Annotated in this window: 15 protein-coding genes; 9 read left to right on the forward strand and 6 right to left on the reverse strand. The window is 60.4% G+C overall.

What is annotated here, in order from left to right; genetic code table 11:
* Window positions 1–30: 30 nt before the first annotated feature.
* From J9870_RS12975 to J9870_RS12985, 3 genes are all read left to right on the forward strand, one after another.
* On the forward strand, window positions 31–936 hold the full coding sequence (locus tag J9870_RS12975) for a LysR family transcriptional regulator (protein ID WP_210644601.1): 906 nt from the start codon (window positions 31–33) through the stop codon (window positions 934–936).
* Between the two features lie 117 nt (window positions 937–1,053).
* Window positions 1,054–2,181: a saccharopine dehydrogenase NADP-binding domain-containing protein gene (locus J9870_RS12980; protein WP_210644603.1), complete on the forward strand. Its 1,128-nt coding sequence runs from the start codon at window positions 1,054–1,056 to the stop codon at window positions 2,179–2,181.
* Between the two features lie 2 nt (window positions 2,182–2,183).
* The gene (locus J9870_RS12985; RefSeq protein WP_210644604.1) at window positions 2,184–2,675 is read left to right on the forward strand and encodes a DUF2269 domain-containing protein; all 492 of its coding nucleotides are present in this window, start codon (window positions 2,184–2,186) and stop codon (window positions 2,673–2,675) included.
* A gap of 112 nt (window positions 2,676–2,787) precedes the next feature.
* On the opposite strand, the gene J9870_RS12990 is transcribed toward J9870_RS12985, so the two are convergent.
* From J9870_RS12990 to J9870_RS13010, 5 genes are all read right to left on the reverse strand, one after another.
* Window positions 2,788–3,330: a GNAT family N-acetyltransferase gene (locus J9870_RS12990; RefSeq protein ID WP_210645243.1), complete on the reverse strand. Its 543-nt coding sequence runs from the start codon at window positions 3,328–3,330 to the stop codon at window positions 2,788–2,790.
* An 18-nt stretch (window positions 3,331–3,348) separates the two neighbouring features.
* On the reverse strand, window positions 3,349–3,726 hold the full coding sequence (locus tag J9870_RS12995) for a hypothetical protein (RefSeq protein WP_210644605.1): 378 nt from the start codon (window positions 3,724–3,726) through the stop codon (window positions 3,349–3,351).
* A gap of 84 nt (window positions 3,727–3,810) precedes the next feature.
* Window positions 3,811–4,530: a type II CAAX endopeptidase family protein gene (locus J9870_RS13000; RefSeq protein WP_246883115.1), complete on the reverse strand. Its 720-nt coding sequence runs from the start codon at window positions 4,528–4,530 to the stop codon at window positions 3,811–3,813.
* A 150-nt stretch (window positions 4,531–4,680) separates the two neighbouring features.
* A complete protein-coding gene (locus J9870_RS13005) occupies window positions 4,681–5,214 on the reverse strand; it encodes a histidine phosphatase family protein (protein ID WP_210644607.1) in 534 nt (177 codons plus the stop codon).
* Window positions 5,215–5,242: 28 nt separating this feature from the next.
* Window positions 5,243–6,298 carry an SDR family oxidoreductase gene (locus J9870_RS13010; RefSeq protein ID WP_210644609.1) on the reverse strand — a complete coding sequence of 352 codons (1,056 nt, stop codon included), beginning with the start codon at window positions 6,296–6,298 and terminating at the stop codon, window positions 5,243–5,245.
* Between the two features lie 117 nt (window positions 6,299–6,415).
* On the opposite strand from J9870_RS13010, the gene J9870_RS13015 reads away from it, so the two are divergent.
* Window positions 6,416–7,285 (forward strand): LysR family transcriptional regulator, encoded by an 870-nt coding sequence (locus J9870_RS13015; protein WP_210644611.1) that lies wholly within the window; start codon window positions 6,416–6,418, stop codon window positions 7,283–7,285.
* Between the two features lie 74 nt (window positions 7,286–7,359).
* On the opposite strand, the gene J9870_RS13020 is transcribed toward J9870_RS13015, so the two are convergent.
* The gene (locus J9870_RS13020; protein WP_210644613.1) at window positions 7,360–8,604 is read right to left on the reverse strand and encodes an acyl-CoA dehydrogenase family protein; all 1,245 of its coding nucleotides are present in this window, start codon (window positions 8,602–8,604) and stop codon (window positions 7,360–7,362) included.
* Window positions 8,605–8,956: 352 nt separating this feature from the next.
* Between J9870_RS13020 and msuE the strand changes: the two genes are divergently transcribed.
* The 5 genes from msuE to J9870_RS13045 all read left to right on the forward strand — a co-directional run bounded on the left by msuE (window position 8,957) and on the right by J9870_RS13045 (window position 13,572).
* Window positions 8,957–9,520 carry an FMN reductase gene (msuE, locus tag J9870_RS13025; protein WP_210644615.1) on the forward strand — a complete coding sequence of 188 codons (564 nt, stop codon included), beginning with the start codon at window positions 8,957–8,959 and terminating at the stop codon, window positions 9,518–9,520.
* 38 nt (window positions 9,521–9,558) lie between these two features.
* Window positions 9,559–10,656 (forward strand): dimethylsulfone monooxygenase SfnG, encoded by a 1,098-nt coding sequence (gene sfnG / locus J9870_RS13030; protein ID WP_210644617.1) that lies wholly within the window; start codon window positions 9,559–9,561, stop codon window positions 10,654–10,656.
* Between the two features lie 14 nt (window positions 10,657–10,670).
* A complete protein-coding gene (locus J9870_RS13035) occupies window positions 10,671–11,825 on the forward strand; it encodes an AMP-binding protein (RefSeq protein ID WP_210644619.1) in 1,155 nt (384 codons plus the stop codon).
* A gap of 13 nt (window positions 11,826–11,838) precedes the next feature.
* Window positions 11,839–12,621: an ABC transporter ATP-binding protein gene (locus J9870_RS13040; RefSeq protein ID WP_210644621.1), complete on the forward strand. Its 783-nt coding sequence runs from the start codon at window positions 11,839–11,841 to the stop codon at window positions 12,619–12,621.
* A 69-nt stretch (window positions 12,622–12,690) separates the two neighbouring features.
* The gene (locus tag J9870_RS13045) at window positions 12,691–13,572 is read left to right on the forward strand and encodes a branched-chain amino acid ABC transporter permease (protein WP_210644623.1); all 882 of its coding nucleotides are present in this window, start codon (window positions 12,691–12,693) and stop codon (window positions 13,570–13,572) included.
* Window positions 13,573–13,574 lie beyond the last annotated feature (2 nt).

Here is a 13,574-nt window from a genome sequence, read left to right on the forward strand (position 1 = left end):
TCGCATTGCGTATATGACGGAGAATCATTAATGAGCTTCGACGGGCGCTTGGTCAGCGGTATGGGCGTACTCTCGGCGGTGGTCGATAGCGGAAGTTTCGTCAAGGCTGCGGATGCACTGGATATGACTCAGTCCGGGGTCAGCAGGGCAGTCGCGCGTCTCGAAGCGAGACTGGGAATTCGCTTATTCGACCGGACTACTCGCTCGGTGAAGCTCACAGATGAAGGACGCCGCCTTTACGAAGAAATAGCGCCATTGCTCGCCGGATTGGAGGAGGCGGCGACGGTCGCATCTGGCAGTGCTACGGCTGTACGGGGACGGCTCAGGGTCAATGTTGACCCGTATTTCTCCAGGCTGATCCTGGCGCCCGCGCTTGGCAGCTTCATGGCAACCTACCCCGCGATCGAGCTGGATCTAGTGACCCGTGAGCAGATGGGGGACCTGGTGGCCGATGGCGTTGACCTGGCTGTGCGCTTTGGCGAGCAACCTTCCTCTTCACTGATCGGCAGGCAGTTGCTGCAAACTCGGGTGCTTACCGTCGCGTCCCCGGCTTACCTGGAAAAACACGGTCGTCCGCTGCATCCGTCCGAGCTTGAGCGCGCGGAGCATGTATGCGTGGACTTTCGAAATCCTCAAACAGGCAAGCCTTTCATTTGGGAATTCCATCGAGGTGCCGAGCGTTTGAGTGTCAAAACGCACGGAAGACTGATGGTCAATGATGTAGGCACCATGCACCGAATCTGTGAGGAAGGTCATGCCGTTGCCCAGGTGTTGGAATTGGGGCTAGACGCGGCCCTACGTGAAGGAAGGCTCATCGAACTCTTTCCGGATTGGCCTGATGAATATTTTCCGCTCTACGCTTTGTACCCTTCAAGGCACTTGCCGCCGGCCAAGGTGCGAGCGTTCCTAGAGTTTGTGGTGGCGCTCAGCCGATAATAGGATCAATGATTTAGCGTCATCGACTATCTAACGAATACACTACGCAGGTATGGATTGGTGCTGGATAGGGCTGCGGCAAGGCGCTGGCTCATCGACTTATTAGGGAAGCATTGAATGGCGTTCAGGGTGTTGGTGATCGGTGGGTATGGCAACTTCGGCAGCATCGTTTGCAGGCACTTGGTGGCGATGCCCGATATAGAGCTGGTGCTTTCGGGCCGTGATCCCAAGAAGTTGCTACGCAAAGTCGCTGAGTTGAAAACCCAATCAGGCGCTGTCTGCGAAAGTTGGTGCGGCGATGCCATGGGCCCTGAGTTCAAATCCGTCCTGGGCTCGATGAACATCCAGCTGGTCATCCATACCGGCGGGCCGTTTCAGGGGCAATCCTATGCAGTGGCCGAGAGCTGTATCGACGCAGGCGTGAACTACTGTGACCTGTCCGACTCCAGGGCTTTCGTCACCGGCATTGGCGCTCTCGATGCCCGGGCAAAGCAGGCGGGCGTGGCGATCCTCAGTGGTTGCAGTTCAGTGCCGACGCTATCGGCCGCGATCATCGATCAGCAGCGCTATCGCTTTAAACGCATCGACTTGATCGAGCATGGGATCTCCTCTTCGGCCAAGATGCCGGGACTGTCCACCGTCGAAGGCGTCCTGGCCTACGCCGGCAAGCCGATCAAGCAGCTCAAGAACGGCCAAGTGCACGAGGTGTTGGGCTGGCAGGATCTTGAGCTGCGCAGAATGCCGCACATGGGCACTCGGCTGTTAGCTAATGTCGACGTGCCGGACATGGACATCTTTGCCGGCCGCTATGGCGCACAAACCCTGAGTTTCAAGGCCGGTTCAGGCCTTAAGCTCGGAGGCCTGGCCAACTACCTGCTGGCCCAGGCACTGCGCAAAGGTATCGTCCGTGACCATGCCCCTTGGGCCGCAAGGCTTCATCGCTGGGGGCTGTGGTTCGAACGATTCGGCGATGGCAAAAGCGCGATGTACATCGATGTCCAGGGCATCGGGCTCGAAGGAAAACCGTTGTTCATGACGGCGCAGCTCACGGCCTTGAATGACAAAGGCCCGGAGATTCCCAGCTGCGCCGCCGTCGCCTGGGCCGCAAAACTCGCCCAGGGCTACTTGCCCGCACCCGGCGCCCGCGCGTGCGTCGGCGAAATCACCGTTGACGAATACATGGCCGCGATCAACGATCCGGAAAACCTGAGCCTGTCCGTGCACTTCTCTGACGGGCAGGGCTGACCATGCTCTACCTGTGCCTGAAGTACGTTCACATCATCGCCGCTGTTTTCCTGTTCGGATTCGGCATGGGCTCCTACCTCTATCTGATCGCCGCCAGCCGCACGGCCAACCCTCAAGTGATCGCGCACGTGGCCAGGACGGTCGTGCAGTTCGACACCTGGATTACCACGCCGGCCGGCTTTATTCAGATCATCACGGGCTACCTGCTGCTGACGCTCGCCGGGCTTCCCCTGACCACCGAATGGGTGCTGACCTCGCTGATCATCTTCCTGTGCGTGGGGGCGCTTTGGTTGCCGGTATTGGTGCTGCAGAAGCGGTTGTACGTGATGGCTTCAAGCGCGGTCGAAGCTGGAAAGACGCTCGATAATCAGTACCTGCCCGTGTATCGAAAATGGTTCTGGTTGGGTGTCTGCGGATTTTCCGGGATGTTTGTGATCGTGATGATCATGGTGACCAAGATGACGCCATGGCAGTTGGTTGGGTTATTGGGGTAGGCACGCGGGGCCGATGGTTTTGGGTATCCCCGAGTAATACTTGTTTGCCAATTAGGGTCTGCTTTACAGCCGGATGAAATGTTTGGCTGGTAGACGTGGGAGCATCAGAAAGCTAGGAATTATCCTCTGAACCGGTAGCGTACTGGTGACTCTCCTCAATCCACAGGCCAAACCGATAATCGCGCTCTATCCCTTCGTGCAGCGCTAATTGCTCGATCAGGAAACCACACCGTTTGAGGACTTTGGCCGAGGCGATATTGCCAGCGTAGACGTGGGCTACCAATCGGTTAAGGCGCCAATGCACTTGCGCCTGCTGGATCAGATGCTTCACCGCCAGTGTCGCCAGTCCTTGTCCGCAGGCGCTTTGGGCTATCCGATAGCCGACCTCTGCTGACCCCTCGGCCAGGTCGATGTCTTTGAGGTTCGCTCGGCCCACTATTTTTCCCTCGGGATCCTCAATGACAAACGGGTGCCAGGCTCCGGCGGCGAAATCAGCCAGATACGTTGCGATGTGCTCGGTGACGCCCTGCACCGAGTAGAAAGCCGGATCGCGAGGGTCAATGTGGCGCTCGAACCACTCGCGGTTGTCCCGCTCGAAAGCCAGTAACGCCTCAGTATCAGTACTGCGCAAGGTACGAATGCTGACGGGCTTCATGCTCATGATTGCCTCCTTCTATCGACCCACTAATGGGTAGTGCTTGATGCGACAGGCATAGCTGTTGCCGTCGCCTTTACACATGCCGTCCAGATACCGGTAATCGATACGTACCGACTGGCCTTTCTTGGGCCAATGCCGGCGGGGGAGCGTGGCTTGGTAATCGGTCGTTTCTGGCGTGAACGTGAGCGTGGCCCCTGCCTCCGGGCATTCTACGGTGGTCGATGCCGGTCTGACTTTCAGGACCCGGGCCTGTAGCTGCGGATACGGTTGTTTCAGCACTTCAACGATACGCAGTTCCAAGCGGCAAATTTGCCACGTTGCTGCTTGTACGGGCTCGCCCACGGCTGAAAGTGCCAAAATGGCCAGGGTATATCCCCTAATATGATTTTTCATTGTTACCAAGGCCTGGAGTGGTGATGTACGGCCGAAGAACCAGGACAAGTTGCCTGGCCAGCCGAGAAGTCAGGTACTTGTAGATCAACTGTAAAGCCCCAGCAGGCGCAAAGCCCCGTCAGTGGTCAGGGCAACAATCTCCGCCAGCGAGTGCAGCAGTATCGGGACCAGCAGGCCACCGCTGTTGATTCTCGCGATGGCGAACACGCATCCACAAGCAAAGAGCAGCGCGATGGTTGTCCAATTACCGTATTGGATGTGAATGCCAGCAAAGATGGCCGACGTCACGATGACTGCGATCCATTTCCAGGCAGGGCTGTTCTCGTAGGGGAACAGTCGCAGCAGGTAATGGCGGAAATACAACTCTTCGGCGATGGGCGGAAACACGATCAGCGAGGCGATTTTGATCGCGCCTTGCCAACCGCTGAGGCCGGCCAGGAGCTCGGCCATGAAGGCCTCTTGAGGCAAGCCCAGCACGACGATGGCGACCCCGCAAAGCAGGTAGGACGCAATGATCCCGAACGCACCGATCCGCAGCGGGTTGCGGATGGCGTCACCGCGCAGTTGGGCGCCTGAATCGGAGCGGTATTGCCAGGCGAACAGGGCGAGGAGAATGAGCGCGATTGGGCCCATCGTGGCGGCAAACGACAGGTATGACTCTGCCGGTATGAGGAGAACCGCGGGTATTGCGGCTAGGAAAAACACCAGGCTGGCAAGAACGAACATGCCCAATCGGCGAAAGAAGCGGTAATCCGCAAAGGTGGAGGCGGGTAGCAACACAGGGGCGGCACCAAGATTCGTCACAGTCACTCCATGAGTGCAAAGAAGGAAAGGTATGCTGCCAGTATTCTTGGCTGCCTGGTACGGGTTCCGACTGGTTTTGTGGAAAAGTTGGCGCATGGTTCAAGGCCAAGCGCAGGCATAGGCTGTGCGACGGTTTAAAAACCGCCGGGATTAATTCCGATAGACCGCCGCACTCCAATATTGGCTGCCATTGCGCTTTTGACGAGTCCAGCCGTCCGCCTTCAATTGCTTGGCGATCATGCGATTCATCCAGCCATGCCCCAGCAGCAGGACCGGGCCATTGCCGGCAAGTGCCTGCAGCCGTTGCGCTGCGCTGTTGGCACGCAGCTTCGCGGCACCTGCGGACTCAACCCGGCGGGAGTACCCGCACAACCATAAGACCCGCAGAACAAACGCCCAGGTAAACGGTGAGAGCCTTGGCCATTTCCAGCGGCCATACGGCAGTTGCGCTTCACAGAAAAGCGCGTCGACGACGGTGGGTTCCAGGCCCAATGCCAGGGCAGAGGCCAGCGCACGAGGCGCGGAGCTTGAAACGATGACCGTGGCGGTCGCGGCGAGCTGTTGGCTGGCGTCCGGGGCGGGGTGATGAGTGATTTCCGAGCGGTCGTAGAGTTCGATCCAGTCTTTCATATCGAGCGCTGATACTTTGGCGGTCGCGGCCAGTTTTGGCTGGCCATGGCGCATCAGGATTATTTCTCTGGGCACAGTCTTTCTACGTCCTTGTGTCAGTGGTCTGTCTGGCCGGCACACTGTAATTTTTGAACCAGCCGTGATCACGGTACCACGCCACGGTATCGCTGAGGGTCCGCTCCAGCGTACGGAAGCGTACACCGAGCTCGTGTTCACTTTTGCTGTGATTGAAACGGCTGCGGTCTGCTTCTCGCACCAATAGGCGCAGGGTGGCCAGGCTCAGCAGGACGGGTTTGCGGGTGATACGTGCATAGAGTTCTTGCACGGCCGCCAAGAGGTATAGAAGGGGCAGCGGTACTTGTCGAGCCGGTGTCTTGACGCCCGCGATGCGTCCAAGGACAGGCACCAGTTCGCCCATGGTCATATGCCGGCCAGCGGCGAGATAGCGTTCCCCCCGGCGTCCATGATTGGCAGCGGCAATCTGCGCCAGTGCCACGTCGCGGGCATCGACCACGGAAAAGCTGCCGGGGATCAGGCCGGGCAATTTGCCGTTCACGACATCGTTGACCAACTGCCCCGAGGAGGTCGGTCCGATGTCGGCGGGGCCCCACATCCAGCCAGGCAGGACCATGCAGGCATGCATTTCGGGATGGTCTTGCAGAAACGACAGGATGACCCTGTCAGCGAGAATCTTGCTGCGGTAGTAGTCATCCGCATCGGCCTCGGCGCGCAGGCAGGTCTCGTCGATGGATGTGCCGGGCGCCCCGTCGAGCACGGCGATGGATGAGGTATGGATGAACCGCCGTATGCCGGCGCGGAAGGCCTGGTCAATCAGATCCCGCGTACCGCTGACGTTGATCTTTTCCAAGGCTTTCCAGTGGCTGCCGCCCTTGTAGTTGTCGCGAAAGAATGCCGCCGTGTGAAACACCGTATCGCAGCCTTGCAGCGCCGGTGCGAAGGCCTCTACGTCGGCCATGTCTCCCACGACCAGTTCCACCCGTGGCAGCTTGCTGAACTGCTGTTCACCCTTGGCTCTTGATCGGACCAGGGCTTTGACCGCATAGCCTCGAGCGATCAGTTCACGCACCAGGTTGTTGCCCAGTAAGCCTGTGGCGCCAGTGACGAAGACGCTGTACATGTTCGAACCTTCCTGTTGTTTCGACGGCGTGTAGATATACCGCCCAGGCCTCTCGCGAAAAATGGCGACTGCTGCATAATGGCTTTGCATATATGCAGACCAGGGAAGGAATGACGCATGGCGTTGCAAGCAAATTGGGATGATCTTCGTCTGCTGTTGGCGGTTTCGCGGCGCGGCAGCTTTCTTCAAGCGGGCCAGTTACTGGGGATGGCGCCGTCTACGGTGTCCCGACGCTTGACCCAGCTTGAAAGCGCCCTGGGCGAACCGCTGGTGGAGCGGGGCGTGGAAGGATGTTGGTTGACCCCGCGCGGCCAGTCGCTTCTGGAGGTTGCCCAGGCTGCTGAATCGGGCTTGCGACGGCAAACCTTGGCGGCCCTGTCCGAGCGGCCCACGGAGCTATCGGGCAGTGTTGTCGTCAGTGCCGGGGAGGGGTTTTCATCTGCCGTGCTGGAGGCTGCCAGTCGCTTCACTGCTTTGCATCCGCGCTGTTCGGTGGAGTTGCTGTCAACACCGGACTTTCACAAGATCGTTCGCGGAGCCGCAGACATTGCGGTACGCACGGCCCATCTGGGCGAACCGTCGTTGATTTATCGTCCTCTCGGCAAATTCGCCTACGGTGTCTTCGCGGCAGCAAGTTATCTGCAGCGCTTTCCGGGAATGACGCTGGCCACTGCGGGCAACATTGCCTTGCTGCCTCCATTGGACATGTTGCCGCAAATGCGTGCAGCAAAAGCCGCGGGCCTGGAACGGGCACAGATCAGCGTGAGCTCCTTTACCGCGCAGCTTGAATCGGTGAAACGCGGCATGGGCGTGGGGGTGTTGCCGCGTATTCTAGCGAAAGACCTGGTCGAGGTGTTCCCGCAGATCGAACTTCCAGACATGGAGGTTTATCTGGTGACCCGGCCCCAGGTATTGAAACAGGCTCATATCAAATGTTTTTTTGCCATCCTGGAACAGGTGCTGATCGAAGCCGTTTCCATGAATTGAAGTGGAACGCGGAGCGTCCCTGGCGACATTCCCACGCGGAGCGTGGGAACGATCAATCCTTGCAGGTACAGCCCTCAGCCTTGCTTGGACCCTCTGCCAATTTGCCAGACATACGGTGGTTCCGTGCCATTGATTTCCCAGTCGCCAATGATGCGCTCCTTATAGATCAGCGGATTGTGCGAGGCGGCGGTTCGCGCATTGCGCCAGTGGCGGTCGAGGGCTTTGCCAGTGCTGGTGGCCGACGCGCCGAGGGCGTTGAACAGGTCGCTGGTGGCACGCAGTACCAGGTCGGAGATCACCACCTGGGCTTGGGCGGACTCCAGTTCGGCGGCGATGTTGGCGATGTGCTCGGCCTCGGTGTTACGGCCAAAGCGGCTTTCGTAGGCGCGTTGCGAGGCCGCTGCGGCACGCAGGGTGGTAGCCTCGGCAGCATAGACTTGGGCCGAGGCCTTGCCGACCACTTGCTGCACTTGTACGTCCTGGCTCACTTGGCTGGCATTGCCGGTGCTGAATATCCGTGTGCGTTTGTTCACCTGCTCGGTGATGTCGCGCACGGCTGCGCGGCCTGAGCCGGTCAGCACCGCCAGCAAGACCAGTTGATAGAACGCCGTCTGGTACTTGAAGCGGGTGGCGAAGTCGATGAGGTTTTCGGCCTCGACCACGGCATTCTCGAACACCGACGTCCCGCTGCCGGTGGTGCGTTGGCCAAAGCCGTCCCAATCGTCACTTTGCTTGACGCCCGGCTGGTGGACATTGACGGCGGCGATCACGTCGCTGCCGTTGTCGTCACGCTGGGCGTACAGGTCGATCCAGTCGGCAAAAATACTGCCGGTGCTGTAGTACTTGGTGCCGTTGACGACCCATTGATCGCCCAGACGGGACACGCGGGTGCCGACTTCGCCGATTTTCACCGCGCCGATTTCGGTCCAGGCATTGCCCACCAGGTCGCCCTCGACGAAGCGCTTGAACCAGATGTCCTGCGGACTGCTGGCGTGGGCATTGAGGCGATCCTCGACAAAGGCGAAGTGGCCGCGCAGGGCCTGGGGCAGGTTGGAGTCGGCTTCGGCCAGTTCGATCAGCAGTTGCAATAACTGCGGCAGCGAAGCCCCCGCACCACCGAACTCGACTGGTACGCGCACGGCGCCAAAGCCGGCTTCCTTCAACCATTTCACCTGTTCGAAAGGCAGGCTACGGGTTTGTTCACGCTCCAGGGCGCCGGCTTGGATGCGCGCGAAAATCGGCCGAAATCGCTCGACCAAGGCTTGATAGTCAGTGCCGGTGGAGAGGACAGGCGGCAGGTGTTGTTGCTGTGCGGTCATGACGGTGTTCCTTCTGATGACGAGAGGGTAGCTGGAGCCATTGCACGGTCCATGCCTGACGTGAAATGCCCGTAGAACCTGGGCTGCACGGCTTTTATGGGCGAAAGGGTTGTCGGCCTGCGGACAATCTGTTGCGCGACTGTGTGCTGGGCAACAGTCATCACCGTGAGCAACGACACCGCGGGGTGTTGGCCAGGCAACAGCGTAGCAACAGCTTGTCTGTAAGACGACAGCGCAGTGATTTCGTTATTTGGTTAAATAATTGATTAATAAGTAAATATAAAGCTGGCACGGTTGCTGCTCTAGACCTTGTGCGGACGCTGCGACAGCGTCTACTGGCATGAGGTAAGTGATGAACAAGCAATTCAAAGTGGTGGCAGTGTCAGGCAGCGTGCAGCAACCGTCGCGCACCCTGGTCCTGCTTAACGCGCTGGTGGAAGGGCTCGGGCAGCAATTGCCGATCGAAGTGCGCTTGGTCGAACTGGCCAAAATCGGCCCACAGTTCGCCGGCGTACTGCGTCGTGAGGCGTTGCCCGCCGCCGTGCAAGAAGACCTGCAGGCCATTGAAAGCGCTGATCTGCTGATTGCGGCGAGCCCGGTCTATCGGGCGTCGTACACCGGCCTGTTCAAGCATCTATTCGATTTCGTTCATCACGAAGCCCTTAAAAACGTACCGGTGCTGCTGGCCGCGACCGGGGGCTCCGATCGCCATGCCTTGATCATCGATCACCAGTTGCGGCCGCTGTTCGGCTTCTTCCAGGCCCTCAGTCTGCCCGTGGGGGTCTATGCCAGCGAAACCGATTTCACTCACTACGGGATCTCCAGCGCGCAGGTGCTGGAGCGCATCGAGCGCGCTGTCGAGTCGGCGCTGCTGAGCCTTGCCCCGGATGCGCGGCGCAACGTCAGCGCCGCCTGATCAATCAATTCAATTCAACGAGCCGTGGAGTACATGCAATGAGCCAGGACACGATCAAATTTGCTTACTGGGTGCCCAATGTCAGCGGAGGTCTGGTGGTCAGCAAGATCGAACAGCGCACCGACTGGGGAATCGACTACAACCGCAAGCTTGCGCAAATCGCTGAGGATGCGGGCTTCGACTACGCCCTGTCCCAGGTGCGTTTTACCGCCGGGTACGGTGCCGAATACCAGCATGAATCGGTGGCGTTCAGTCACGCCTTGCTGGCCGCCACCACACGCCTGAAAGTCATCGCCGCCGTGTTGCCGGGGCCATGGACGCCGTCGGTGCTGGCCAAGCAGATCGCAACCATCGATCACCTGACCGGTGGCCGGGTGGCGGTCAACATCGTGTCGGGCTGGTTCAAGGGCGAGTTCACCGCCATTGGCGAGCCGTGGCTGGAGCACGATGAGCGCTATCGCCGTTCCGAGGAATTCATCACGGCACTCAAGGGCATCTGGACCACCGACAACTTCACCTTTCGCGGTGACTTCTACCGCTTCCATGACTACACCCTCAAGCCCAAGCCGTTGCAGCAGCATCCGGAAATCTTCCAGGGCGGTAGCTCACGTGCCGCCCGGGACATGGCCGCCCGTGTCTCCGACTGGTATTTCACCAACGGCAATACCGTTGAGGGGATCAAGGCCCAGGTCGATGACATCCAGGCGAAAGCCGCGGCCAACAACCACAAGGTCAAGGTCGGGGTGAACGCGTTCGTCATCGCCCGCGACACCGAGGAAGAGGCGCGTGCGGTGCTGGCCCAGATCATCGACCAGGCCGACCCCGAAGCGGTCAATGCCTTCGGTGATGCGGCGAAACAGGCCGGCAAGTCCAGCCCGGAAGGCGAGGGTAACTGGGCCAAATCCAGCTTCGAGGACCTGGTGCAGTACAACGACGGCTTCAAGACCAACCTGATCGGTACGCCGCAACAGATCGCTGAACGCATCGTCGCGCTCAAGGCCGTGGGAGTCGACCTGGTGCTCGCGGGCTTCTTGCACTTCCAGGAAGAAGTCGAGTATTTCGGCCGCAAGGTCCTGCCGCTGGTGCGTGAACTGGAACAACGCCAAGTGACGTCCAGAACAGCGGCAGTCGCTTAGGCCCGGGAGGAAACATGGTCACGTTCACCGACACACGGCACGCGGTTCCGGCCAGTTTGCCCCAGTGGCTGCTGCAGCAGGCACTGGGGCAGGGCCGCGGTATTGCCCTGCGCCATAAGCACCTGGGCGTTTGGCAGGAGCGAACCTGGCGCCAGTTGGCTGACGAGGTGCAGAGTCTGGCGAGTGCCTTGCAGGGCCTGGGCTTTTCGGTGGGCGCGACCCTGACGATCATCAGCCGCCCGCGGCCGCAGGCGCTGCTGGCAGCGCTGGCTGCGCAGTGGTTGGGCGGCGTGGCGAGCCTGATCGATCCGGTGGACCTGTCGAGCACCTCACTGCTCGGCGAACTGCAACCGGACTTCGTACTGGCCGAAGGGCACGAGGAAATCCTTCTGCTGTGTGCTGCACGGGTGACGCCGCAGGTTGGGATCTATCTCGACAAGCGTGGCCTGTCGGATGCCGTTGCGTTCGATCGAATGCTGGACTACTCGACGTTGGTTGCCCAGCGCACGTCCCCTGAACTGGCGCCGCAAGCGCGGCCGCTGCATACGGCTTTTGTCTTTTACCGCCAGGGCCCGCAGGCCATCGAGCAACAACGCATCAGTCACGCCGAGCTGTTGCAGGAAGGTCGGCGTCTGGTGCAACGGGAAGGATTGGGGCGCCAGGAAGAAGCGCTGGCGGCCCGGGCCTTCGCCTCTGGCGGTCAGGCGCGCTATCTGTTGGCGCCTTGGCTGATTGCCGGCTTTCGCCTGAATTTCCCGGAGAACCTGGCGACCCGTGATCGCGACCGGCGCGAGCTGGGCCCGACGCTGGTGGCGGGTACGCGTGAGACCTACGCGCGCCTGCACAGGGATGTACTTGAACGCTTGTCGGAACCGGGCAGTTGGCAGCGCCGGCTGGTGGACTGGGCCTTGGCAGCGCGCCCGGGTCTGTTGCAACGCTATTTGGGGCACTGGTTGGTTCGGCGCCCCTTGCGCGACGTCCTGGGCTTTTCTCGCACCCGCGCGCCGTTGCTGGTGGGGGATGCCTTGAGCGCCGACACCCAGACGTTTTTCGAAGCCTTGGGGATCCAGGTTCGCCATTGGCACGACTCGGCCCAGTGGGATGCGCCAGAAACTCCCGTGAAACAAACCACCGACGATTGGATAGAACGCCATTCGCAATTGGCCTGAGAGGAGGCGACCCATGACACACACGGCCGCCACGCATTTGCTGGAGCTGGAGCATATTTCACTGTCATTCAAAGGCGTCAAGGCGGTTACCGACATCAGCTTTCGGGTTGCCAGCGGTGAGATCTGCGCCTTGATCGGCCCCAACGGTGCCGGCAAGAGTTCGCTGTTGAATGTCATCAGCGGTGTGTACCAGGCCCAGGACGGGCGCATCCGTTTTGACCGGCAAGATCGGCGCCGGATGCGCGCCCACGATGTGGCGGTGCGCGGCATCGCCCGGACGTTCCAGAACATCGCCTTGTTCAAGGGCATGAGCGTGCTCGACAACGTGCTCACCGGACGCAACCTCAAGCGTCGCAGCAGCTGGTTTGAACAGGCCCTGCGCATCGGTCGGGCCCGGGCCGAGGATGACATCCAGCGCGAAGCGGCGGAGCGGGTCATCGAGTTCCTGCACTTGCAGCCCTGGCGCGACGCTTTGGTCGGCAAGTTGCCCTATGGCCTGCAGAAGCGGGTGGAGTTGGCCCGGGCCATGGCGGCAGAGCCTCGGCTGTTGCTGCTGGACGAGCCCATGGCCGGGATGAATGCCGAGGAGAAGCAGCAGATGAGCCGCTTCATCGTCGACATCAATCGAGAGCTGGGCACCACTGTGGTGTTGATCGAGCACGATATCGGTGTGGTCATGGACATCAGCGACCACGTGGTGGTGCTCGATTACGGCCGCAAGATCGGCGATGGATCGCCTGAAGAGGTACGACAGAACCCCGAGGTCATTGCGGCCTATCTGGGCACGCGCCACTAACCCTGGGCATTCGAAGGCTTCTCCGTCTGGAGAGGGCAGGCAAGTTGCGCCCGCAAAACAGGAACAGGCATGGAATTTTTCTTTGAAGTATTGATTGGCGGACTGTTGGCGGGGGTGATGTACGCCCTCGTGGCGATCGGTTTTGTCCTGATCTACAAGGCCTCCGGCGTGTTCAATTTCGCCCAGGGTGCGATGGTGCTGTTCTCGGCACTGACCTTCGTCAGCCTGCTGGAGCGCGGTGTGCCGTTCTGGCTGGCGTTTGTCATCAGCCTGGTGGCCATGCTGCTGATCGCGGTGGCGGTGGAGCGCGTGGTGCTGCGGCCGTTGGTCAACCGCTCACCGATCACCCTGTTCATGGCCACCCTCGGGCTTTCCTACGTCATCGAAGGTTTCGCCCAGGCGCTGTGGGGCGCCCAGGTGCACGGCCTGGAGCTGGGCATCAGTGATGAACCGCTGGAGCTGGGTGGGATGTTGTTGTCGCAGTTCGACATTTTTGCCGCGCTGACGGCTGCTGCGTTGGTGCTGCTGTTGTCCTGGCTGTTCAACAAGACCCGGCTGGGGCTGGCGTTGCGCGCGGTGGCCGATGACCCATTGGCGGCGTTGGCCGTGGGCATCCGCTTGCAGCGGGTCTGGGTGGTGGTGTGGGCGGTGGCGGGGTTTGTCGGGCTGGTCGCCGGCTTGCTCTGGGGCGCTCGCCTGGGTGTGCAGTTCTCGCTCTCGCTGGTGGTGCTCAAGGCCCTGCCGGTGTTGATCATCGGCGGTTTTACCTCCATCAGCGGGGCGATTGTCGGTGGGTTGATCATTGGCGCTTCAGAGAAGCTTGCAGAGGTTTACCTCGGGCCCTTTATCGGCAGTGGTATCGAGAACTGGTTTCCCTATGTGCTGGCGCTGCTGTTCTTGCTGGTGCGTCCGGCGGGGCTGTTCGGCGAGCGGGCCATCGAACGAGTCTAGGG

Source organism: Pseudomonas sp. Tri1, assembly GCF_017968885.1.
GTDB lineage: Bacteria > Pseudomonadota > Gammaproteobacteria > Pseudomonadales > Pseudomonadaceae > Aquipseudomonas.